This window comes from Streptomyces sp. NPDC051822 (assembly GCF_044452745.1).
Lineage (GTDB): Bacteria > Actinomycetota > Actinomycetes > Streptomycetales > Streptomycetaceae > Streptomyces.
The window spans coordinates 46,721-67,545 of the sequence record NZ_JBITBZ010000014.1; the positions used below are offsets into that span (position 1 = coordinate 46,721).

Consider the following 20,825-nt stretch of genomic DNA (forward strand, 5'->3'; position numbering starts at 1 on the left):
CGTGCCGTACGCCGGCGGGGTCGGCGGGCGGATGGGGAAACGTCACCTCAGTGCTCCTTGACCAGGGCCGCGTACGCGCCCCCCGCGGCGACGAGCCAGAGGACGTGCGGGCCTTCGAGCGGGACGTTGCTCAGGCCTGCGCAGTCGACCGCCGTGCCCAGGGCGCCCAGGGCGGCCACGACCGGGTCGGGCGCGCCGCTGCCGTGCCGTACGCCGGCGGGGTCGGCGGGCGGATGGGGAAACGTCACCTCAGTGCTCCTTGACCAGGGCCGCGTACGCGCCCCCCGCGGCGACGAGCTGTTCGTGGCGCCCGCGTTCCACGACCGTGCCCCGGTCGAGCACGACGATCTCGTCGCTGTCGCGCACGGTGCTCAGCCGGTGGGCGATCACCACGCAGGCGCAGCCGCGCCGCCGCAGGTTGTCGATGACGATCTGCTCGGTCGCCGCGTCGAGGGCGCTGGTGACCTCGTCGAGGATCAGGACGCTGGGGCGGCGCACCAGGGCGCGGGCGATCTCCAGGCGCTGGCGCTGGCCGCCGGAGAAGTTGCGGCCGTCCTGCTCGACGCGGCTTCGGATGCCGCCGGGGCGGCGGGCGACCACGTCGTACACGGCGGCGTCCTGGAGGGCGGCGACGACGGCCTCGTCCGGCACGGAGGGGTCCCAGAGCGCCACGTTGTCGCGGACGGTGCCCTCGAAGAGGAAGACGTCCTGGTCGACGAAGGAGACGGAGGCCGCGAGGGCGCTGCGCGGGATGTCCTCCAGGCGCATCCCGTCGATGCGGATCGCGCCCTCCCACGGGGTGTAGAGGCCGGACATCAGCCGCGAGACGGTGGACTTGCCGCTGCCGGAGCCGCCGACCAGGGCGACCTGCTGCCCGGGGCCCACGGTGAGCCGGAAGTCCTTGAGCAGGGGGGCGTCCAGGGGGCTGTATCCGAAGGTGACGCCCTCCAGTTCGACGTGCCCGGTGAGCCGGCGGGTCGGGGCGTGCGGGGCGCGCCGGGTGTGGACCGGGTCGACGGGGAAGTCCTCGACGTCCCTGAGGCGGGCGACGTCGGCGGCGAAGTCCTGGACGCGGCCCGCCACGCCGTTGAGCCGGGTGATCGGTGCCGTGAAGCCGGTCACGAGGGCCTGGAAGGCGACGAGCAGCCCGACGGTGAGGTGTCCCTCCACGGCCCGCAGCCCGCCGATCGTGAGGATCAGCGCGCTGTTGAGCGCGGCGAGGGCGGGCGCGACGACCGCGAGCCAGGCGCTGGGCACGCCGAGCCGCTGCTGCACGTCGAGGGTGGTGGCGTGCTGTCCGGCCCAGCGGCGGAAGAAGCCGTCCTCGCCGCCCGTGGCCTTCATCGTCTCGATGAGCTGGAGTCCGCTGTACGCGGTGTTGGTCAGCCGGGCGCTCTCGGCGCGCAGCCGCTGCGTGCCGGTGGCCCGCAGGTGGATGACGACACGCAGGGCGAGGAGGTTGAGCAGGGCGATGAGCATGCCGACGACGGTGAGCTGCGGGTCGTACGTCCAGAGCAGTACCGCGTAGAGCAGCACGACGACGGCGTCGACGGCCGCGGCGGCCAGGTCGCGGGCGAGGGTCTCGGCGACGGCGTCGTTGGACTGGAGGCGCTGGACGAGGTCCGCCGGGCTGCGCTGGGAGTAGAAGGCGAGCGGGAGCCGCAGCAGGTGCCGCAGGAAGCGGGCGCTGCCCAGGGTGGAGGCGATGATGCGCCCGCGCAGCAGATTGGCCTGCTGGAGGGCGGTGAGGGTGGCGGTGAGGACGAGGGTGGTCGCCATCGCCGCGAAGACCACGCCGAGCAGGGACGTCTGGTTCCCGATGAGGAACATGTCGATGTACGTACGGCTCAGGGCCGGCACCCAGGCGCCGACGGCCACCAGGAGCAGGCTGGCGACGACCGCCGCGGCCATGGTGCCGGAGGTGCCGCGCAGCCGGGCGGGCAGGGCGGCGAGGACGCCGGGCCGGCTTCCGCCGCGGCGGAAGCCGGGGCCCGGTTCGAAGGTGAGCACGATGCCGGTGAAGCTGGTGTCGAACTGGTCCATGGGGACGAACCTGCGTCCGCTGCCCGGGTCGTTGACGTACACGCCGGGGCGCCCGAAGCGGCGGCCCATGCCCTCGTAGACGACGTAGTGGTTGAACTCCCAGAAGAGGACGGCCGGTCCGGCCACCCCGGCGAGCGCGGCCACGTCCATCTGCATGCCCTTGGCCTGGAGGCCGTAACCCCGCGCGGCCTTGAGGAGGTTGCCGGCCCGGGACCCGTCGCGGGAGACGCCGCAGGCGATGCGGAGCTCCTCGAGGGGGACGAAGCGGCCGTGGTGGCCGAGCACCATGGCGAGGGCGGCGGCGCCGCACTCGACCGCCTCCATCTGGAGGACGGTGGGGGTACGGACGGTCCGGGGCCGACGGCCCCTGGCCGCCTTGGCTCCGTTGGCCGCCTTGGCTTGCCTGGGGGCGGGGGTACGGCGTCGGGGTCCGGCGGCGGGCGGGAGCCTGCGCGAGGACGGCCGGGCCCGGGTCGCCGCCCTGGGCCGCGCGCTCACGGGAGCAGCCAGTCGACGGGGCGCTGCGCGGCGAGGTGGACGGCGCCGGTGACGGGCGTACGGGAGGCGGGGGCGTGCGGGGGTCCGTCCGCCGAGGACCAGACGTATCCGGAGGTGGTGGCGGCGGAGCGGTCAAGGGTCACGAGGACCGCGACCGGGTCGCCCTGCCGGGAGAAGCGCGCGGCGAGTCCCGCGTCGCCGAGGAAGGAGCCGAGCTGGGCCGCCGACTGGGGGGTGCGGCCGACGGAGGCGACCCGGCCGCGGAGCACGCCGAACCGGTCGCGCGGGACGGACTGGACGCCGAGGTCGACGCGGGCGCCCACGCGGACCGTGGCGGCGGAGTCGCCCGGCAGGTACAGGACGGCCACCAGGGGAGCGTCCGGGTCGGTCACGCGCTCGACGGCCGCCACGTCGGCGCCGGTGGTGAGGACGGAACCCAGCCGTGCGTGCAGGGTGGTGACGCGACCGCCGGCGACGGCCCGGACGGGACGGTCGCCCCGGTCCGTGCGGACGGTGAGCACGGGAGCGCCGGGGGCGACGGCCCGGCCCTCTTCGGCGAGGACCTCCGTGACCTGTCCGGCGACGGGGCTCTGGAGCAGGTAGGTGCCCTCGGCGTGGGTGAGGAGGCCGGGGGCGGTCAGCTTGGACGTCACCGTGCCGGTGAGGGCCCAGACGCCGGCGGCGGCCATGACGACGACGGTGACGGCGAGCACGAGGCGGCCCTGGGGGCGCGCGAAACGCACGGGCACGTCGAGTTCTTCGGGTGCTTGCAGCTTGGAAAGCGCATTGCGGCGGAACTGCACGGACTATTCCTTCGGCTGCGTTCTGTCGCCTTGTTTTGCATTCATCGCGGACGTCTTTTCCGCGGTGGGACTCAGGGGCGGCCGTGAACCCCGGAACCGGGGTGGTTCCGGGGTTCACGGATTACCTGTGGCTCAGATACCGGCGAGGCCGGTGATGCCCGCGGTGTTCACCGAGACGCCGGTGATGCCGGAGGCCAGGCCGGGGACGCCGGCGGCGATGCCCTCGACGCCCTGGACCGTCTGGAGGGAGCCGACGGTGCCGAGCAGGTTGGTGACGTCGCTGGTCAGAGCGCCGGCGAGGCCGCCGGAGACGGTGACGAGACCACCGGAGACCGCGTCGAGGTCGGCGTCGGAGATCTCAACGGTCTCAAGGTCGTGACGCATGATGCGCACCCTTCGTTCATGGGGGGGAATCCGTCTTCTGCGGCCGCAGCGGGTTTGATCCAATCACGCGAACGGTTGACCCGACTAATTCGGTTGACGCTCCCGCTCCGGTGTTTCTGCACCTCGGGAAGCGGCCGTGCGTCCACATTCACCGAATGCTGACGGCTTCTCCTCGGATCCGAGTAACAGATTCGGCCACGTCGCCACGCGGGGGGAACCTAAAGGGACAGAAGGGTGCTGTCCGGGCGGGCCGTTCCCCGCCGGTGTCGGGGAACGGTGAAGGCGTCGCCCCTCCCCACGCACACGTTGTGCAGGTTTCCGGGAGGGAGGGGCGTGTGGTCACCCCGGGAGTGCCGGGGCCCTACAGGCCGGGGCCGTTGTACGCGCCGCGGTGCGGTTTCAGGGTCGCGGACACGGGGTTGGCCCAGTAGTCGCGGCCTCCGTCGCCGCTGATCACGGAGCCGTTGCCGAGGGCGGGGGAGGTGGCGCGCAGCTTGTAGCCGTCGACGGAGTGGATCGTGTCTCCGCCGGTGCCGGGGTTCAGGAAGTGCGGGTCGCCGACGATGCCGTTGGCGGTCGGACGCGGCACGCCCTGGAAGACGTTCCACAGCCACTGGACGCCGGGGCCGGTGGGCAGCCGGGAGTCGGTGGTGCCGACCCAGATGTTGTTCTCGACGACGCTCTCGTCGGGAACCCTGATGTCGAGCTTCCTGTCGGTGCAGTAGATGACGTTGTTGTACATGTGCAGTGCCGAGCGGCCGGCGCTGACGCTGCTCATGCGGCAGTCGTTCTCGGAGATGTTGTAGCGGATGATCTGCTTGGCGCCGCCGATGGTGCCGCACCCGTCGCAGTCGAGGAAGAAGCCGCCGATGTTGTCGCGGCTGAAGTTGTACTGGATCGTGCAGGTGCCGGTGTTGCCCCAGTCGCAGTCGAAGGCCTGGCTGTCGGCCACCGACATCCGTGTGATGCCGTGGACGGCGTTCTTCTGGATGGTCGGGTTGTGGTCGCCGAGCACCCAGATGCCGGCGAAGTTGCCGCCGGAGAAGGGGTACACGCCGTTGCCGACGCCGGACGCGTTGTTGTACTGGATCATGGGTGCGTCGGCGTAGCTGGCGATGATGCCGTCACCGCCGACGTCCTTGATGACGTTGTGCTCGATCAGGACGCCGGAGCCCTTGACGGCCATGGCGCCGACGCGGATCTTGAGGCCGCCGCCGCCCGTGTTGCTGATCTGGTTGTGATGGACCCGGATGTCGTGGAGGGTCGAGTTCGTGCCGCTCGCGCCCGTGACGACGCCGGCGGACTGGACGAAGTCCTCGGTGGTGGGGCTGTTCTTGTTCGTCTGGCCGGCCACACGGTCGACGACGAGATGCCCGATGTCGAACCCGCGGTGCGCTGTTCCGTCCGTGGCCGAGATCCGCAGACCGGTACGACGGGCGAGGGTGGAGGCCGGGTTGGTGAGTTTGAGGCCGCTGACCCGCCAGTGGTCCTGGTCGGTGAAGGAGAGGGCGTCGGCGGCTCCGCCTCCGTCGATCACGGGCAGGGCCCCGGTGCCGTAGGCGGTGAGGGTGACGGGGGCGGTGGCGGTGCCGCTGCCCCGGGGCGCGAGGGAGCCGGTGCAGGTGGTGCCGGACGCGAGGGCGAGCGTGTCGCCGGGGCCGTACGTCCTCGCGTTGGCCTGGCCGATGCTGTTGAACGGCGATGCCTGGCTGCCGTCACCGGCGGCCGGCCGTGAGCAGTCCACGTACGTGATGCTGCCCGCGGCGGAGGCGGGGACGGCGGCGAGAGCGCCGGTCCCGCTGAGGGCGAGACCGGCGACGGCGAGCCAACGGCCCACCGTCCGACGGCCTTTGAACGCTCCGATGGTCATGACGTACCACCCTTCTGACGGTCTGCTGCCGCCAGAAGCTAGGTGCGGCCGATGATCGAGTCAACGCACCTTTGTCGATTGATCGAATTTCGATCAGTATCTGGGCGTTTCGTCGACTCCGGCTCAGAGGTCGACTCCGGCTCAGGTGGCTCTGGGCCAGGTCCCTTTGGGCCAGGCGGCTTCGGCTCAGGAGGTCGCCTCCGGGCGGGAGTACGTCCGGCCCTTCCACGCCGCCCCGCCGCCCCGGTGGTGCCGCACCGCCGAGTCCACCGTCATCAGGAGATAGAGGAACGCGGTGAAGGGCAGCAGGGGAGCGAGCCACAGCCGCTGCCGGTAGTAGCGGAGCATCGGCACGTACGTCCCCGCCATCACCGCCCAGGCCGCGCCACCCGCCCAGGCCGCCACCGCGTCCCCGCCGAGCACACCCGCCAGCGTGGCCACCGGCGGCACCAGATAGACGAGCACCAGACCGCCCACCGTCCCCACGAGCAGCAACGGACTGTGCCGCAGCTGCGCGTACGCGCTGCGGGCGACCATCCGCCAGAGCTCCCCGAGCCCCGGGTACGGGCGCACGCTGTCGACCCGCTCCGCCAGCCCCAGCCAGATCCGCCCGCCGACCCGCCGTACCGCCCGCGCCATCGACACGTCGTCGATCACCGCCTGCCGGATCGCGTCCGGCACGTCGGCCGCCACCGCCGTCTCCGTCCGCAGCAGCACACAACCGCCCGCGGCGGCCGTCGCCAGGGGCCGCGCCCGGTTGATCCACCGGAAGGGATACAGCTGCGCGAAGAAGTAGACGAACGCCGGCACGACCAGGCGCTCCCACAGGCTCTCCACCCGGAGCCGGGCCATCTGTGACACCAGGTCCAGATCGTTCGCCACCGCCGCCGAGACCAGGAGCCGCAGACTGTCCGGCTCATGGGCGATGTCCGCGTCCGTCAGGAGCAGGAACTCGGGTCCACGCGCGCGTGCGAGCGCCATGCCGTGCCGCAGCGCCCACAGCTTCCCCGTCCAGCCCGGCTCCGGCTCACCCGGCGACACCACGGTCAGCGGCAGCCCCCCGTACCGTCCCGCAAGGTCGGCGGCGAGCCTGCCCGTGCCGTCCGTACTCCCGTCGTCCGCGAGGATCACCTCCGCGACCCCCGGATAGTCCTGGGCGAGCAGCGACGGCAGGCTCAGCGGCAGCACCTCGGCCTCGTCCCGTGCGGGAACGACGACGATGACGTACGGCCAGGGGTCGCGTCGGTCGACCTCACCGGCCTCCCCGCCCGCGTGCCCGCGCGTGGCCGGTGGCAGCCGCTGGTCCGTACGCCAGAAGAAGCCCTGGCCCAGGGCCAGCCAGCCCCAGACGGCCAGGGAAGCGAGCGCGAACCAGGCGAGGGTGCTCATTCGCGGCAGTCTGCCCCAGATCGCGGGGCGTACAAGGCTCATCGGCTAGGGTGACCGGGTGAAGATCGCGCTCATGGACTCCGGAATCGGCCTCCTCCCGGCGGCGGCCGCGGTGCGGCGGCTCCGGCCGGACGCGGATCTCCTCCTCTCCAACGACCCCGACGGCATGCCCTGGGGACCTCGTACCCCCGAGGACCTCACGCGGCGCGCCCTCGCCGTCGCGCTCGCCGCCGCCGAGCACCGCCCGCAGGCGCTGATCGTGGCCTGCAACACCGCCACCGTGCACGCCCTGCCCGCGCTGCGCGCCGCGCTGGAACCGGACATCGCCGTCATCGGCACCGTCCCCGCGATCAAGCCCGCCGCCGCCGGCGGCGGCAAGATCGCCATCTGGGCCACCCCGGCCACCACCGGCAGCGCCTACCAGCGCGGACTCATCCGCGACTTCGCCGACGGCGCCGAGGTCACCGAGGTGCCCTGCCCGGGGCTCGCGGACGCCGTCGAGCACGCCGACCCGGCGGCCGTGGACCGTGCCGTCGCCGCCGCGGCGGCGCTCACCCCCCGGGACGTCCGCACCGTCGTCCTCGGCTGCACCCACTACGAACTGGTCGAGGAGCGCATCCTCGCCGCCCTCGAAGCCCGCGGCAGGGCCGGACTGCCCCCGCTCGTCTTCCACGGCTCCGCGGACGCCGTCGCCGCGCAGGCGCTGCGCCGCCTCGGCGCCGAGCCCGCCCCCGACGCGGACCCCACCGGCGGCCTCTCCGTCCTGCTGAGCGGACGCCCCGGCGCGCTGCCCGGCACGGCCCTCGGCTATGCCGAAGGCCGGATCCTGGGTGCGGTCGCCCCCGCTCACTGAGCGTGTACGGAAGACTCGCTCGCCGAGGGAACGCGGACGGTTCGCTCACTGAGCGTGTGCGGAAGGCTTCGCTCCGGCGCGCTGTCGCGGCCGATCCTGGGTAGTCTTACCCTATGAGGCAGCACGCCCGGACCCCGCACGCCGACGACGCGACACCCGCCGTCTGGACCGGCCGCGCCACCAACCGTTTCCAGTGGCTGGCGGCCCTCGCCGGTGCGGCCTGCTTGGCCCTCGGCATCACCATCGCCGTGGCATCGGCCTGGACCTCCGGCGTCCTCGCCCTGCTGATGGCCGTGATCGGCTGTGTCGCCGCCGGACTGCTCGTCCTCTTCGGCACGCTCGCGTTCGTCCACGTGGCCGTGAAGGTCGACGACCGCGCCATGGAGGTCCGCTGCGGCCACATCGGTGTGCCGCGCCGCCGCATCCCCCTCTCCCACGTCGTCGGCGCGGACTTCGCACCGAGCGTCACCCCGCGGCACTGGGGCGGCTGGGGATACCGCTGGCGCCCCGAGAAGGGCACGGCCGTGATCGTCCGGCGGGGCGAGGGCCTGGTCCTGCGCCTCGGCGACGGACGTACGTTCACGGTCACCGTCGACGACGCCGAATCCGCGGTCCGCGTCATCCGCGACCACCTCCGCCACCCGGCCCCACCGGCCCCGCCGACACCGACGGGCGTCTGACCCCGCCCAGGCCGAACAGGCACCCCGGCCCGCGGGGACGGACCGCGGGGACCACAGGGACGCCCCGTAGACTCCGCAAGGTGAGCGCCACCATCACCCCCGTCGACGCGTCCGGAACCGACCCCGCACCCACGCCGGGTTCCCGGCTGCTGCGGTTCGTGCGGCCCGGGGCGGCTCTGCTGTCCGGGTTCCTGCTCTACCTGAGCTTCCCGCCGCGCCCCCTGTGGTGGCTCGCGCCGCCCGCCTTCGCCCTGCTCGGCTGGGTCCTGCGGGGCCGCCGCCTCCGCGCCGGGTTCGGCCTCGGGTACCTCGCCGGGCTCGGCTTCCTCCTGCCGCTCCTCATCTGGACCGGCGAGGAGGTCGGCGCCGGACCGTGGCTCGCCCTCGCGGCCCTGGAAGCGCTCTTCGTGGCCGGCGCGGGCCTCGGCATCGCGGCCGTCTCCCGGCTCCCGGCGTGGCCCGTCCTCGCCGCCGCGGTGTGGATCCTCGCGGAGGCGGCACGCGCGCGCGTGCCCTTCGGCGGCTTCCCCTGGGGCAAGATCGCCTTCGGACAGGCGGACGGTGTCTTCCTGCCGCTCGCCGCCCTCGGCGGTACGCCGGTGCTCGGTTTCGCCGTCGCCCTGTGCGGTTTCGGCCTGTACGAGGCCTACCGGCGGATCCGGGCCTACCGCGCCACCGGCGCCGCCCCCCGCGGCCCTGTCGCCGTCGCCGCGGTCTCCGTACTCCTCCCCGTCGCTGGTGCCCTCGCCGCGCTGCCCCTCGTCGACGACTCGGCCGAGGACGGCACCGCCACCGTCGCCGCCGTCCAGGGCAACGTGCCCCGCCTCGGCCTCGACTTCAACGCCCAGCGCCGGGCCGTCCTCGACAACCATGTCGCCCGCACCCGCGAGCTCGCCGCGGACGTCGAGGCGGGCCGCGCGCCGCAGCCCGACTTCGTGCTGTGGCCGGAGAACTCCTCGGACATCGACCCGTACGCGAACGCCGACGCGGCCGACGTCATCGACGGAGCCGTCCGCGCGATCGGCGTACCGACCGTGATCGGCGCGGTCGTCGCCCCCGAGACCGGCAAGCTCCGCAACACCCTCATCGAATGGGACCCGGAGCGCGGCCCCGTCGCCACGTACGACAAGCGGCACGTCCAGCCGTTCGGCGAGTACATCCCCATGCGGTCCCTCGTGCGCGTCTTCAACAGCAACGTCGACCGGGTGAGCCGGGACTTCGGCGCCGGCACGAAGGTCGGCGTCTTCGACCTGGCCGGCACCAAGGTGGGCCTCGCCACCTGTTACGAGGCGGCCTTCGACTGGGCCGTGCGCGACACTGTCACCCACGGCGCCCAGCTGATCACCGTCCCCAGCAACAACGCCACCTTCGGCCGCACCGAGATGACCTACCAGCAGCTCGCGATGTCCCGGGTGCGGGCCGTCGAGCACAGCCGGTCCGTGGTCGTGCCCGTCACCAGCGGGGTCAGCGCGGTCATCCGCCCCGACGGCGAGATCGTCGCCCAGACGAGGATGTTCACCCCCGACGTCCTGGTCGAGGAGGTGCCGCTGCGCTCCTCGCTGACCCCGGCGACCCGGATGGGCACGCTGCCCGAGGCCCTGCTCGTGGCGCTCGCCGCCGCCGGTCTCGGCTGGTCGGCGTTCCGCTCCGTACGGGCCCGCCGCGGCGGCCGGAGCGAGTGACACGGCCCCGGGGCCCGATCGGTCCACGGCCGGGCCCGACGGCTCGGATTCGACGGCCCGGGCCCAGGGCCCGCAGGGTCCCACGGCCCGATCCGTCGACGACCCCATGACCTAGGGTCGGTCCATGGCTACCCCTGACTTCATCCAGGCCCTGCGCGCGACGGCGGGCCATCAGCTCCTCTTCCTCCCCGGAGTGAGCGCCGTCGTCTTCGACGACGAGGGCCGGGTGCTGCTCGGCCGGCGGGCCGACACCGGACGGTGGGCGATCGTCGGCGGCATCGTCGAACCCGGCGAGCAGCCCGCAGACTGCGCGGTGCGCGAGGTGTACGAGGAGACCGCGGTGCGCTGCGAGGTCGAGCGGATCGTGCTCGTCGAGACCCTCAGCAAGCCCGTCGTCTATCCCAACGGCGACGAGTGCCAGTTCATGGACGTGACCTTCCGCTGCCGCGCGGTGGGCGGCGAGGCACGCGTCAACGACGACGAGTCCACCGACGTCCGCTGGTTCGACGTGGACGACCTGCCGGACATGAAGCGCTTCTCGTACCTGCGGATCGAGAAGGCCCTGGCCGACGAACCCACATGGTTCCGCACCACAGTGACCAGCTGAACTATGGCCCCGGCACACATCGGTGGGGGAAGAGGCGCTTCATAGGGTGCGGAGCATGAGCACCTCCCTCACCGCCCACGGTGCCGCAACGGGTACCGGATCCGTCTCCGCCGAACCCCGGCCCCGTGCCGTCGTCCTCGACCTCACCGGCCGCACCGCGCTCGTCACCGGCGCGGCCGGCGGCATCGGGCGCGCCTGCGCGCTGCGGCTCGCCGCCTCAGGAGCCCGGGTCAGAGCCGTCGACCGCGCCGCCGAGGGCCTCGAGACCCTGGCCGAGGAGGCCGCGGCGCTCCCCGGAAGCCTCGAACCCCGACTCCTCGACCTCACCGACCTCGACGCCGCGGAGGCCGCCGCCGCGGGTGCCGACATCCTCGTCAACAACGCCGGACTCCAGCTCGTCCGCCCCATCGAGGAGTTCCCGCCGGACGTCTTCCACACCGTCCTCACGGTGATGCTGGAGGCACCCTTCCGGCTCATCCGGGGCGCCCTGCCCCACATGTACGCCCAGGGCTGGGGACGGATCGTCAACCTCTCCTCCGTCCACGGCCTGCGCGCCTCCCCCTTCAAGTCCGCGTACGTCGCCGCCAAGCACGGCCTGGAGGGCCTCTCCAAGACCGCAGCCCTCGAAGGCGCCCCGCACGGCGTCACCTCCAACTGCGTCAACCCCGGCTACGTGCGCACCCCGCTCGTCGAACGGCAGATCGCGGACCAGGCCACCGCCCACGGCATCCCCCCTGAGCGGGTCCTCTCCGAGGTCCTGCTGAAGGACTCGGCACTCAAGCGGCTCATCGAACCGGAGGAGGTCGCCGAGGCCGTCCTCTATCTCTGCACCGACCACGCCTCGTTCATCACCGGCACCTCCCTCACCCTCGACGGCGGCTGGACCGCCCACTGAAGGACGTCCCTGTGAAGGTTGTCCACAGGGGTGGTGCGACCACACGTTCGGCAGGTATCCCTGTGTCCATGTCCCACGAACACGTCTCCTACCTGGAACTCCTCGCCCGGGGAGCAGCCACGGAGGCCTACGACCGGCCCGTGCTGCTCGCCCGTGCGAGCGGCGCGGGCCCCGAGGCGCTGGCCGAGCTCGAAGAGGCCAAGCAGCTCGCCCTGCGCGTCCGGGCCGAGCTGGAGGGGCGGCGGCGCCGCGAGGCGGAACTGTCCGCCCTCTTCGCCACCGCCCACGACCTCGCGGGACTCCGTGACCTCGACGCGGTGCTGCGCGCCATCGTGCAGCGCGCCCGCTCCCTCCTCGGCACCGAGGTCGCCTACCTGAGCCTCAACGACCCCGCCGCGGGAGACACGTACATGCGGGTCACCGAGGGCTCGGTCTCCGCGCGCTTCCAACAGCTCAGACTGGGCATGGGGGAGGGACTCGGCGGCCTCGTCGCCCAGACCGCCCGCCCGTACGTCACCGACGACTACTTCGACGACGCGCGCTTCCAGCACACCAGGACCATCGACACGGCCGTACGGGACGAGGGCCTCGTCGCCATCCTCGGCGTCCCGCTCAGCCTCGGCAGCCAGGTCATCGGAGTCCTCTTCGCCGCCGACCGCAGGGCCAGGGTCTTCGAACGCGAACAGGTCGCGCTGCTCGGCTCCTTCGCCGCGCACGCCGCCGTGGCCATCGACACGGCCAACCTGCTCGCCGAGACCCGCTCCGCCCTCGCCGAGCTGGAGCGCGCCAACGACATCATCCGCGAGCACAGCGGCGTCATCGAGCGGGCCTCCGAGGTCCACGACCGGCTCTCCGAGCTCGTCCTGCACGGCGGCGGCGTCCACGACGTGGCCGAGGCCGTCTCCGAAGTCCTCGGCGGCACGGTCGAGTTCAGCGACGAGGGCGCCGGAGCCGCCCGCCGCGCCGGGGGCCACGCGGTCCGCGAGGGCGACGACTGGGTGGCCGCCGTCTCCGCGGGCGGGGAGAGCCTCGGGGCCCTCGTCCTCCACGGGCAGCCCGACCTCGACCCGGTCGACCAGCGCACCCTGGAGCGGGCCGCGCTCGTCACCTCCCTCCTGCTGCTGGCCCGCCGTTCCGCGGGCGAGGCCGAACAGCGGGTACGGGGCGAACTCCTCGACGACCTCCTCGACGCCCCCGACCGGGACCGCCGCCTGCTCAAGGAGCGCGCGGCTCGGCTCCGTACCGACAGCGAAGCCCCGCACGTCGTGCTCGCCGCCCGCGTCGACCGGGCCGGCGGCACGGCCGACCCCGACGCGGGCGGCCGGGAGAGCGCCGACCGCCAGCGCCTGTGGTCGGCCGCCACCCACCTGGCCGCCACCCGCCACGGACTGGCCTCGGCTCGCGACGGCGGTACGGTCCTGCTGCTGCCGCTCGGCCACGGCGAGAGCGCCGCCGAGCTGGCCCGCCAGACCGCGCGGAGCCTCGGCGGCACCCTGCGCGAACCGGTCACGGTCGGCGCCTCCGCCCCCGTACGGGCACCCCTGGACCGGCCGGACCAGGTGGCCGTCGCGTACCAGGAGGCCCGCCGCTGCCTCGACGCGCTCCTCCTCCTGCACCGCTCGGGCCAGGGCGCGGCGGCCGAGGACCTCGGCTTCCTGGGCCTCCTCCTCGCCGACGGCCGCGACATCGACGGCTTCGTCGACCGGACGATAGGCCAGGTCGTCTCCTACGACAGGCGCCGCGGCACCGACCTGGTCCGCACCCTGGACGCCTACTTCGCGAGCGGCATGAGCCCGGCCCGTACCAAGGACGAACTCCACGTCCACGTCAACACGGTCGCCCAGCGCCTGGAGCGCGTCGGCCGGCTCCTCGGCCCCGACTGGCAGTCCCCGTCCCGCGCCCTGGAGATCCAGCTGGCGCTGCGCCTGCACGCGCTCTCGGACGCCGTCACCGGAAAGTGAGACACCCGGCCCGGTGCCCCGCTCTCGTCGAGCGGGGCACCGGGCCGGTTCGCCCGGGGTCAGACGTCGGCGCGGACCCGGGAGTCGGCGGGGGTCCGCTCCTCGATCTCCGAGAGATCCCGGTCGCGGGTCTCCCGGGCGCACGCGATGGCGACGACGGTGAGCAGCGCGGCGGCGATCACGTAGAGGGCGATGGGCGTCGAGTCGCCGTAGTCGTTCAGGAGGGCCGTCGCGATGAGCGGGGCGGGCGCGCCGGCGGCCACGGAGGAGAACTGGGCGCCGATGGAGGCACCGGAGTACCGCATCCGGGTCGCGAACATCTCGGAGAAGAAGGCGGCCTGCGGCGCGTACATCGCCCCGTGGAACACGAGGCCGACGGTCACCGCGAGCAGCAGGCTGCCGAAGGTGCCCCGGTCGATGAGGGCGAAGAACGGGAACATCCAGGCGCCGACGCCGACCGCGCCGATCAGGTACACGGGGCGGCGGCCGAGGCGGTCGGAGAGCGCGCCCCAGAGCGGGATGACCGCGAAGTGGACGGCGGACGCGATGAGGACGGAGTTGAGGGCGGTCTGCTTGGACAGCCCGACCTGGGTGGTCGCATACACGAGGATGAACGCGGTGATCACGTAGTACGAGATGTTCTCCGCCATGCGGGCACCCATGGCGATCAGCACGTCCCGCCAGTGGTGCTTCAGGACGGCGACCAGCGGCATCTTCTCGACCTGCCCGGCGACCGCCTTGCGCTCCTCCGCTGCGGCGAGGGCCGCCTTGAAGACGGGCGACTCGTCGACCGAGAGCCGGATCCAGAGGCCGACGATCACCAGGACGCCGGAGAGCAGGAACGGAATGCGCCAGCCCCACGAGACGAAGGCGTCGTCCGAGAGCAGCGCGGTCAGCGCGGAGAGCACACCGGTCGCGAGCAACTGCCCGGCCGGCGCGCCGGTCTGCGGCCACGAGGCCCAGAACCCGCGCCGCTTCGCGTCCCCGTGCTCGGACACGAGCAGGACTGCCCCGCCCCACTCACCGCCGAGCGCGAAGCCCTGCACGAGCCGCAGCACGGTCAGCAGCACGGGAGCGGCGGACCCGACCGTCGCGTGCGTCGGGAGCAGCCCGATCGCGAACGTCGCCCCACCCATCAGCAGCAGGCTCAGGACCAGCAGCTTCTTCCGCCCGAGCCGGTCACCGTAGTGCCCGAACACCAGCGCCCCGAGGGGCCGCGCGGCGAACCCGACCGCGTAGGTCAGGAAGGACAGCAGGGTCCCGACGAGCGGATCCGACTCGGGAAAGAACAGCTTGTTGAACACGAGCGCCGCGGCGGACCCGTACAGGAAGAAGTCGTACCACTCGATGGTGGTCCCGATGAGACTGGCGGCGACGATCTTCTTGAGGGAGTTGGGTGGCGTCGGGGAGGGTGTTGCGGCGGCCATGTGCACCACTTCCAGGCAGGTACGGGGACGTTTCGGTGTCGCCACACCGTAGGAAGTCGCAGGTCAGGGGCGTATGTGGTGGGACACCATAGTTCGGCTGGACCGTGTGCGCCCGGCCTCCATGGCCTGCTGTGGTGACCCTGGCGAAGGCCTTCGAGAGGCCCGGAGAGGCGCTGTCCGGGTTGCACTGATCGGGCACGTTTTGGTGGTGCGGTGCTGACTCCCGTGCTGGTTTGGTGCTGACTGAAGTCCCATGTCAGCACCCCTGCCGACCTCTCCCGTGCTGACTTGGTGCTGACTACGCAGCGTTGAACTCCGACATCTGCGACAGGCCGGTTCCGATGGATGCGCCAAGGTCGGTCGTAGGTTGCGATTCGCGCCGGGCGCAGGCGTCGTCATCTACGCCCCGCACGCCACCCAGACCTTGTCCGCCGAGACCGACCACATGAACGTCGACTACTCGGCGTACGAGGGCAAGACGGTCACCGGCCAGGTCGATACCGTCCTCTCGCGTGGCGATGTCGTCATCGATCAGCGGAAGTACGTGGGTCACGCCGGCCACGGAGCGTTCGTGCCGCGCGGTCTCTGCCAGTACCTGGGCTGAACGGCCCAGTGGTCCCCTCGCACCGACTCGAACTTGGAGGTCCCGCGTGGACTTCGGACTCGTCCTGCAGACCGACCCGCCCGCCTCGCAGGTCGTCGGCCTGATGCGCCGCGCGGAACGCAACGGCTTCCGCTACGGCTGGACCTTCGACTCCGGTCTGTCAGCGCCTTTGGAGCCGGTGACATCTCCTCCGGGCCGTGCACTCGACGAGGGGAGGTAGTCCTGCCAGAGGCCTGCGCGACTCCGATTTCACGTTGCGTATCCAAGCGTGATCGCGGCGTCTATCATCCAGCTAACCATGGGGTACGTGGGAGGGCTACGGATGACGGAATCGGAATCCACAGGGACCGAACCGGACGAGAGACAGTTGCGCTTCAACATCTGCGGGCCGTTGGAGGTGTGGACGGACGGGAACCGGCTGCGGCTCGGCGGAGCGATTCAGGAGCGCGTGCTCGTCATGCTGCTCCTGGAGCACGGCAAAGTACTGCCCGTCTCCCGTCTGGTGGCCGGTGTCTGGGACGAGGAGCCTCCGGCGACCGCCGCGCATCAGGTGCGCAAGGCCGTCGCCGACCTGCGCCGGCGGATTCCTCAAGGCAGCAGTGTGCTGGTCACCGACGGGCCGGGCTACCGCGCCGTGGTGTCGGTGCCCCAACTGGACCTGTGCGAGTTCGAGGCGCGGGTCCACGACGCCAGGCTGGCGTCGGCGGCGGGAGCGCCCGCCGACGCGGTCGAGGCACTGAACGCGGCCCTCGCGCTGTGGAGGGGCCCGGTGCTCTCCGGACAGGGCGGCCCTGTTGTCGACGCCTCGGCGGTAGCACTCGAAGAGGGGCGGCTGGCCGCGGCGGAGAGGTACTTCGATCTCCGGCTGCGCCTGGGCGAGGCATCGATGCTGGTGGTCGAACTGCGGGAGCTGGTCACCAGCCATCCGCTGCGGGAAGCCTTCCGGGGACAGCTCATGCTCGCGCTGTACCGGTCGGGCAGGCAGGCCGAGGCGCTGGGGGAGTACGGCGCCGTCCGCGAGTTACTGGCCGAGGAGCTCGGCATCGACCCCGGACCGGAGCTGTCCCGGCTCCATGAGGGCATCCTCCGGGAGAGCCCGGAACTTGCCGCTCCCGTCTCCCCTCCGGCAGTGACTCCGGCCGTCACCCCTCCCACCGCGCACCGGGTGCCCTGCGACCTGCCGTACGACCTGGCGGACTTCACCGGGCGCGAGCGGGAGCTGAGAGAACTGCTGGCGTGCGCGCACGAGGCGGACGACCGCAGTCGGATCGTGGCGATCGACGGCATGGGCGGCAGCGGCAAGACCTCCTTGGCCGTACGAGCCGCCTACCGGCTCGCAGCCGCCCACCCGGACGGACAGCTGCACATCGACCTGCGCGGCCACACCCCCGGAGAGCTGCCCGTCACCGTGGGCACCGCACTCGACATCCTGCTGCGGTCACTGGATGTGCCGGGAGGGAGCATCCCGGAGGACGTGCCGGGCCGCACAGCGCTGTGGCGGTCCACTCTTGCGGGAAAGCGGGTGCTGCTCCTGCTCGACAACGCACCGGACGCCGCCGGCGTCGTCCCCCTGCTGCCCACGTCGCCCGGCTGCCTGGCCATCGTGACCAGCCGTGCGCGGCTGGTCGACCTGGACGGAGCGAAGTGGATATCCGTCGACGTGCTGGCCCCGGACGAGAGCGCCGCCCTGGTCGCCGAGACGGTGGGCGCACACCGGGTCGCCGCGGAACCCGAGGCCGCCAGGGAACTCGCCCAGCTCTGCGGGCACCTGCCGCTGGCCCTGCGCATCGCGGCCGCCCGGCTGCACAACCGGCCCCGTTGGACCGTGCAGTACCTGACCGACCGGCTTCGTGACGAGACCCGCAGGCTGGACGAGCTGAGTCTCGGCGAGCGCAGCGTCGCCGCCACCCTGCGACTCTCCTACCAGGCGCTGAACGAGGAGTGCCGTACCGCCTTCCGGGTCCTCGCGCTGCACCCGGGGGGCGACATCGACCTCTGCTCGGCAGCGGCGCTGCTGGGTCTGGCCACCCGGGAGGCCGAGGACGTCCTGGAGTTCCTGTTGGACGTCCACCTGCTGCAGCAACCGGAGATGGGCCTCTACAGCCTGCACGATCTGGTGCGCGCCTTCGCCCGGGGCCTGCGCTGCGGGACGACCGAGGAGGAGGACGCCACATCGGTCGGGCGGCTCCTCGACTACTACCTCGCGGCGACCGAGGTGTCGTGCGAGTTCCTCTTCCCCGGCCGTCGGCGGCGGCCCACCGGGTTGTCCGAGGCTCCCACCGAACTGCCCGACATCCACAGTGCCGCCCAGGCCGGGGCGTGGTTCGTGCGGGAGCACACCACTTTGCTCGCCACCGTCGGCCTGGCCGAGGCACGCGGGTACGACCGGCATGCGGCCTGCCTGGCACGCAATCTGTCGTTCCAGCTCAACGCACGTGGCTCTCTTGAGGAGTTCGCGGATCTGAGCCGGACCGCGGTCGCCGCGGCCCGTCGCCTCAACGACCTGGCTCTCTTGGGTGTGGCCCTGTCCAACCTGGGCGTCGCCTGCTGGAAGCTCGGCCGCTTCGCGGAGGGCATCGAGGTGGCCGAGGAGGGGCGCAAGGTGGCCCAGTATCTCGGAGACCGGCACACGGAAGCCCACTGCGGAAGCACGCTGGGTCTGTACAAGAGTCTCCTCGGACGCTTCCCCGAGGCGCTCGCCGACCTCCAGGAGGCGATCGCGACGGAAAGGGAGCTGGGCTCCGTCCGGGCCGAGGCCGAGAGCCTCACCATTCTGAGCGCGTTGTACGAGCAGTGGGGCCGTTACCGCGAGGCCGTCGAAGCGGCCCTGCGGGCCGTCGAACTCACGGGGCGGCTGGAGCAGCACGAGAACGAACTGGTGGCGCTCACCGATCTGGCCTTCGCCCACTTCGGCCTCGAAGAGTACGCCGAGGCCGAGGTACGGCTGGCGCGTGCGCGGGAGCTGTGCGACGGCACGCGGGAGCCGGGGCAGGTGGCCCTGGTCCTGGCCCTGTCGGCCGAGAGTGCCCACCGGCTCGGCCGCTCCCGGCAGGAGTCCGAGTTCACGGAGCAGGCCCGGGCCCTTGTCCGGCAGAGCCTTTCCCCGCTCCGCAGGGCCAAGGTGGAGAACCTGGTCGCGCGCCTGCTCCGCAGGAACCACCAGTACGACGAGGCGCTGACCGTGCACCGCCGCGCGTACGAACTCGCCTCCTCGGTCGGCTACCGGGCCGAGGAGGCGTACGCGCTGGCGGGCATGGCCGAGGCGGCCGGGGCACTGGGCGACGGACGCACCGCCGACGAACATCGCGAGTCCGCCGAGGAGTTGTTCGCGGAACTGGGGATTCCCGGGTCCTGCCGCAGGAGCTGACCGCACCGGAGCAGGGTGCGGCGGAGTGCGGACCTCGGGCGGAGTTCACACCCTGACAGCGGTGGGTCCCTTGTCCTCGGCGAGGACGTGGTATCCCTTCCCCGGCCCGTCCGACGCACCGGACTCCACCGCGGCCGCCGTGCCGAGAACCAGTACCGTCATGGCCACCGCGATGAGTCCCGTCAGATTGCGTCCCATGATTCCGCTTCCCCCCGCTTGGTGTCCTGCTGACGAGACAGACATTCGCCGAAGGGCTTCCCGAACGGTTCCTGTGCGGTTCCCGCCCCCGTTCCCCCGGAGATTCAGGGGGTCTTGTGACCTCCTTCGAGGAAGCACGCCGCGATGCGGGGGCCGTGCGCCGACAGGGTCACCTCGGTCCGTGCCGCTCCCTCCTGATGGTCGGTGAGATCGAGCAGAGCCGTGACCGTGGACCGCAGCACGGCCCGGTCCTCCCCGGTCACAGGCACACAGTCCTCGGACCGGAGTGCGACAACGCGGTGCATGCCGTCCGTGGTCATGGTCTCGATGGTGAATCTCCTTCCGGGCTCGGCGCCTTCGCACCTACGAAAGGCCGCGGAGCTCCGGGAGCATCGCTCCGTCGCCGCGAATTCCCTTAGGACATCGCTCAGTTCGATCTCCACCAGCCCGTCATCGTGAGGGGGCGTGGGATGTGTCATGTGGTACTCCTCCGTGAACGTTCTTCCGGGTGGAAGGATCTCCGCACGCCATACCGTTCCTCTCCCTCGGCGTTACCTCGCCCACAACAGCCGCCATTTGCCGTTGAGTTGCCCCTCTCTGTCCTGGCGGCCCGCCGTCCCGCACTGGGAGGCTCCTGTCCCGGACCGCCGGTGAGGTCGTCCCGAGCAGGAGAAGGAACAGGGAGCCGAAAGCATGAGACCTGAGCCCCAGAGTCGCTGGATCACCGGCAGATGCCGCGCCGGAACGCCGCGGGTACGGCTGATCTGCATACCGCAGTCCGGTGGTGGAGCCGGTGCGTTCTCCAGCTGGCGCGCGCACCTCCCGGACGGTGTCGAACTGGCTCCGGTCGAACTCCCGGAGCGGGGCACCCGGGCCCGCGAACGGATGCCGGTGGGCATGGGCGCCCTGGCCGACGCGCTCTACGAGGGGCTGCGCCCCGAACTCGACATGCCGTACCTGCTGTTCGGGCACAGCTTCGGCGGAATGCTCGCCTACGAGGTTGCCGTACGGGCCGAACGGGACCACGTGCGCGCCCCACTGGCCGCCCTGATCTCCGGCACCCGGGCTCCCCAGGTGCCGCCGCGTCGCAGGCTCGCCCACAGCGACGAACGGACCCTGCTCACCTGGCTGTCCGACAACGGAGGGCTGCCCGCCGAGTTGCTGGACTACCCTGCGTTCCTGACGGAGGTCACCCGGGCCGTACGGATGGACCTCGGCTACGCGGAGTCCTACCTCGTGCCGCAACCGACGCGGATCGACACTCCGCTGTACGCCTTCGGCGGGGCCGACGACCTGGTCACGCCGCCCGATGCCCTGCCGCACTGGGAGCGTTGCGCCGCCGGGGAGTTCACCGTCACGACGCTTCCGGGCGACCACGGATATCCGTACGCCGATCCCGGGGCGATGATGGCCGCGATCGGCCGACTGCTTCCCACCAGCCCGGCGGCAGTCCGGCCCGGGAGGGAGCCCGCACACAGCTGAGCACACAGCTGAAGCGGCCGGACGAAGCAGTCGGACGCCGCGTCGCAGGGTGTTTCCCCGCGGCGCGGCGAGGGGCCATTCC

17 protein-coding genes and 2 pseudogenes are annotated in these 20,825 nt (G+C 72.2%); 10 read left to right on the forward strand and 9 right to left on the reverse strand.

Features of this window, described 5'->3' with window-relative positions; genetic code table 11:
* Nucleotides 1-47 precede the first annotated feature (47 nt).
* The 6 genes from ACIA8N_RS32485 to ACIA8N_RS32510 form a co-directional block, all read right to left on the reverse strand.
* The gene (locus tag ACIA8N_RS32485; RefSeq protein WP_399416855.1) at nt 48-248 is read right to left on the reverse strand and encodes a hypothetical protein; all 201 of its coding nucleotides are present in this window, start codon (nt 246-248) and stop codon (nt 48-50) included.
* A 1-nt stretch (nt 249) separates the two neighbouring features.
* Entirely contained in the window at nt 250-2,553 is a 2,304-nt protein-coding gene (locus ACIA8N_RS32490) for an NHLP family bacteriocin export ABC transporter peptidase/permease/ATPase subunit (RefSeq protein ID WP_399416859.1), read from the reverse strand.
* Nucleotides 2,538-3,344, reverse strand: coding sequence for an HlyD family efflux transporter periplasmic adaptor subunit (locus tag ACIA8N_RS32495; RefSeq protein WP_365781124.1), 807 nt, complete (start codon nt 3,342-3,344; stop codon nt 2,538-2,540). The genes ACIA8N_RS32490 and ACIA8N_RS32495 overlap by 16 nt, the downstream gene beginning before the upstream one ends.
* Nucleotides 3,345-3,476: 132 nt before the next feature.
* Nucleotides 3,477-3,728 (reverse strand): hypothetical protein, encoded by a 252-nt coding sequence (locus ACIA8N_RS32500; protein WP_030213131.1) that lies wholly within the window; start codon nt 3,726-3,728, stop codon nt 3,477-3,479.
* A 361-nt stretch (nt 3,729-4,089) separates the two neighbouring features.
* Entirely contained in the window at nt 4,090-5,598 is a 1,509-nt protein-coding gene (locus ACIA8N_RS32505; RefSeq protein WP_365781125.1) for a right-handed parallel beta-helix repeat-containing protein, read from the reverse strand.
* Between the two features lie 186 nt (nt 5,599-5,784).
* Nucleotides 5,785-6,987, reverse strand: a complete 1,203-nt coding sequence (locus tag ACIA8N_RS32510; RefSeq protein WP_365781126.1) for a glycosyltransferase — start codon at nt 6,985-6,987, stop codon at nt 5,785-5,787.
* Between the two features lie 58 nt (nt 6,988-7,045).
* Between ACIA8N_RS32510 and ACIA8N_RS32515 the strand changes: the two genes are divergently transcribed.
* From ACIA8N_RS32515 to ACIA8N_RS32540, 6 genes are all read left to right on the forward strand, one after another.
* Nucleotides 7,046-7,840: an aspartate/glutamate racemase family protein gene (locus ACIA8N_RS32515; protein WP_365781127.1), complete on the forward strand. Its 795-nt coding sequence runs from the start codon at nt 7,046-7,048 to the stop codon at nt 7,838-7,840.
* Between the two features lie 113 nt (nt 7,841-7,953).
* Nucleotides 7,954-8,520, forward strand: coding sequence for a hypothetical protein (locus tag ACIA8N_RS32520; protein ID WP_365781128.1), 567 nt, complete (start codon nt 7,954-7,956; stop codon nt 8,518-8,520).
* An 80-nt stretch (nt 8,521-8,600) separates the two neighbouring features.
* Nucleotides 8,601-10,202, forward strand: coding sequence for an apolipoprotein N-acyltransferase (lnt, locus tag ACIA8N_RS32525; protein ID WP_365781129.1), 1,602 nt, complete (start codon nt 8,601-8,603; stop codon nt 10,200-10,202).
* Between the two features lie 124 nt (nt 10,203-10,326).
* Nucleotides 10,327-10,809 (forward strand): NUDIX domain-containing protein, encoded by a 483-nt coding sequence (locus tag ACIA8N_RS32530; RefSeq protein ID WP_365781130.1) that lies wholly within the window; start codon nt 10,327-10,329, stop codon nt 10,807-10,809.
* 55 nt (nt 10,810-10,864) lie between these two features.
* The gene (locus ACIA8N_RS32535) at nt 10,865-11,704 is read left to right on the forward strand and encodes a 3-hydroxybutyrate dehydrogenase (protein WP_365781131.1); all 840 of its coding nucleotides are present in this window, start codon (nt 10,865-10,867) and stop codon (nt 11,702-11,704) included.
* A 68-nt stretch (nt 11,705-11,772) separates the two neighbouring features.
* Complete coding sequence (locus ACIA8N_RS32540) at nt 11,773-13,665, forward strand: GAF domain-containing protein (protein ID WP_365781132.1); 1,893 nt, start codon at nt 11,773-11,775, stop codon at nt 13,663-13,665.
* Nucleotides 13,666-13,724: 59 nt separating this feature from the next.
* On the opposite strand, the gene ACIA8N_RS32545 is transcribed toward ACIA8N_RS32540, so the two are convergent.
* Nucleotides 13,725-15,092 (reverse strand): MFS transporter, encoded by a 1,368-nt coding sequence (locus ACIA8N_RS32545; RefSeq protein WP_365781134.1) that lies wholly within the window; start codon nt 15,090-15,092, stop codon nt 13,725-13,727.
* A 376-nt stretch (nt 15,093-15,468) separates the two neighbouring features.
* On the opposite strand from ACIA8N_RS32545, the pseudogene ACIA8N_RS32550 reads away from it, so the two are divergent.
* From ACIA8N_RS32550 to ACIA8N_RS32560, 3 genes and pseudogenes are all read left to right on the forward strand, one after another.
* Nucleotides 15,469-15,696, forward strand: a pseudogene (locus tag ACIA8N_RS32550) (dihydropyrimidinase); the annotation flags it as partial.
* Nucleotides 15,697-15,742: 46 nt separating this feature from the next.
* A pseudogene (locus ACIA8N_RS32555) lies at nt 15,743-15,856 on the forward strand (TIGR03842 family LLM class F420-dependent oxidoreductase); the annotation flags it as partial.
* A 162-nt stretch (nt 15,857-16,018) separates the two neighbouring features.
* Nucleotides 16,019-19,063 carry a BTAD domain-containing putative transcriptional regulator gene (locus tag ACIA8N_RS32560; RefSeq protein WP_365781135.1) on the forward strand — a complete coding sequence of 1,015 codons (3,045 nt, stop codon included), beginning with the start codon at nt 16,019-16,021 and terminating at the stop codon, nt 19,061-19,063.
* Between the two features lie 45 nt (nt 19,064-19,108).
* Here the strand turns inward: ACIA8N_RS32560 and ACIA8N_RS32565 are convergent, their stop codons facing one another.
* Both ACIA8N_RS32565 and ACIA8N_RS32570 read right to left on the reverse strand, forming a co-directional pair.
* The gene (locus ACIA8N_RS32565) at nt 19,109-19,261 is read right to left on the reverse strand and encodes a hypothetical protein (protein ID WP_365781136.1); all 153 of its coding nucleotides are present in this window, start codon (nt 19,259-19,261) and stop codon (nt 19,109-19,111) included.
* 104 nt (nt 19,262-19,365) lie between these two features.
* Nucleotides 19,366-19,581, reverse strand: coding sequence for a hypothetical protein (locus ACIA8N_RS32570; RefSeq protein WP_365781137.1), 216 nt, complete (start codon nt 19,579-19,581; stop codon nt 19,366-19,368).
* Between the two features lie 373 nt (nt 19,582-19,954).
* On the opposite strand from ACIA8N_RS32570, the gene ACIA8N_RS32575 reads away from it, so the two are divergent.
* Nucleotides 19,955-20,743 carry an alpha/beta fold hydrolase gene (locus tag ACIA8N_RS32575; RefSeq protein ID WP_365781138.1) on the forward strand — a complete coding sequence of 263 codons (789 nt, stop codon included), beginning with the start codon at nt 19,955-19,957 and terminating at the stop codon, nt 20,741-20,743.
* The last annotated feature ends 82 nt before the right edge of the window (nt 20,744-20,825 follow it).

Bases quoted from the DNA above. Each gene is read 5' to 3' on its own strand.
- ACIA8N_RS32545 (WP_365781134.1), bottom strand. From the start codon at position 15,092: ATGGCCGCCGCAACACCCTCCCCGACGCCACCCAACTCCCTCAAGAAG.
- ACIA8N_RS32575 (WP_365781138.1), top strand. From the start codon at position 19,955: ATGAGACCTGAGCCCCAGAGTCGCTGGATCACCGGCAGATGCCGCGCC.
- ACIA8N_RS32570 (WP_365781137.1), bottom strand. From the start codon at position 19,581: ATGACCACGGACGGCATGCACCGCGTTGTCGCACTCCGGTCCGAGGAC.
- ACIA8N_RS32560 (WP_365781135.1), top strand. From the start codon at position 16,019: ATGACGGAATCGGAATCCACAGGGACCGAACCGGACGAGAGACAGTTG.
- ACIA8N_RS32505 (WP_365781125.1), bottom strand. From the start codon at position 5,598: ATGACCATCGGAGCGTTCAAAGGCCGTCGGACGGTGGGCCGTTGGCTC.
- ACIA8N_RS32540 (WP_365781132.1), top strand. From the start codon at position 11,773: ATGTCCCACGAACACGTCTCCTACCTGGAACTCCTCGCCCGGGGAGCA.
- ACIA8N_RS32530 (WP_365781130.1), top strand. From the start codon at position 10,327: ATGGCTACCCCTGACTTCATCCAGGCCCTGCGCGCGACGGCGGGCCAT.
- ACIA8N_RS32565 (WP_365781136.1), bottom strand. From the start codon at position 19,261: ATGGGACGCAATCTGACGGGACTCATCGCGGTGGCCATGACGGTACTG.
- ACIA8N_RS32510 (WP_365781126.1), bottom strand. From the start codon at position 6,987: ATGAGCACCCTCGCCTGGTTCGCGCTCGCTTCCCTGGCCGTCTGGGGC.
- ACIA8N_RS32520 (WP_365781128.1), top strand. From the start codon at position 7,954: ATGAGGCAGCACGCCCGGACCCCGCACGCCGACGACGCGACACCCGCC.
- ACIA8N_RS32535 (WP_365781131.1), top strand. From the start codon at position 10,865: ATGAGCACCTCCCTCACCGCCCACGGTGCCGCAACGGGTACCGGATCC.
- ACIA8N_RS32500 (WP_030213131.1), bottom strand. From the start codon at position 3,728: ATGCGTCACGACCTTGAGACCGTTGAGATCTCCGACGCCGACCTCGAC.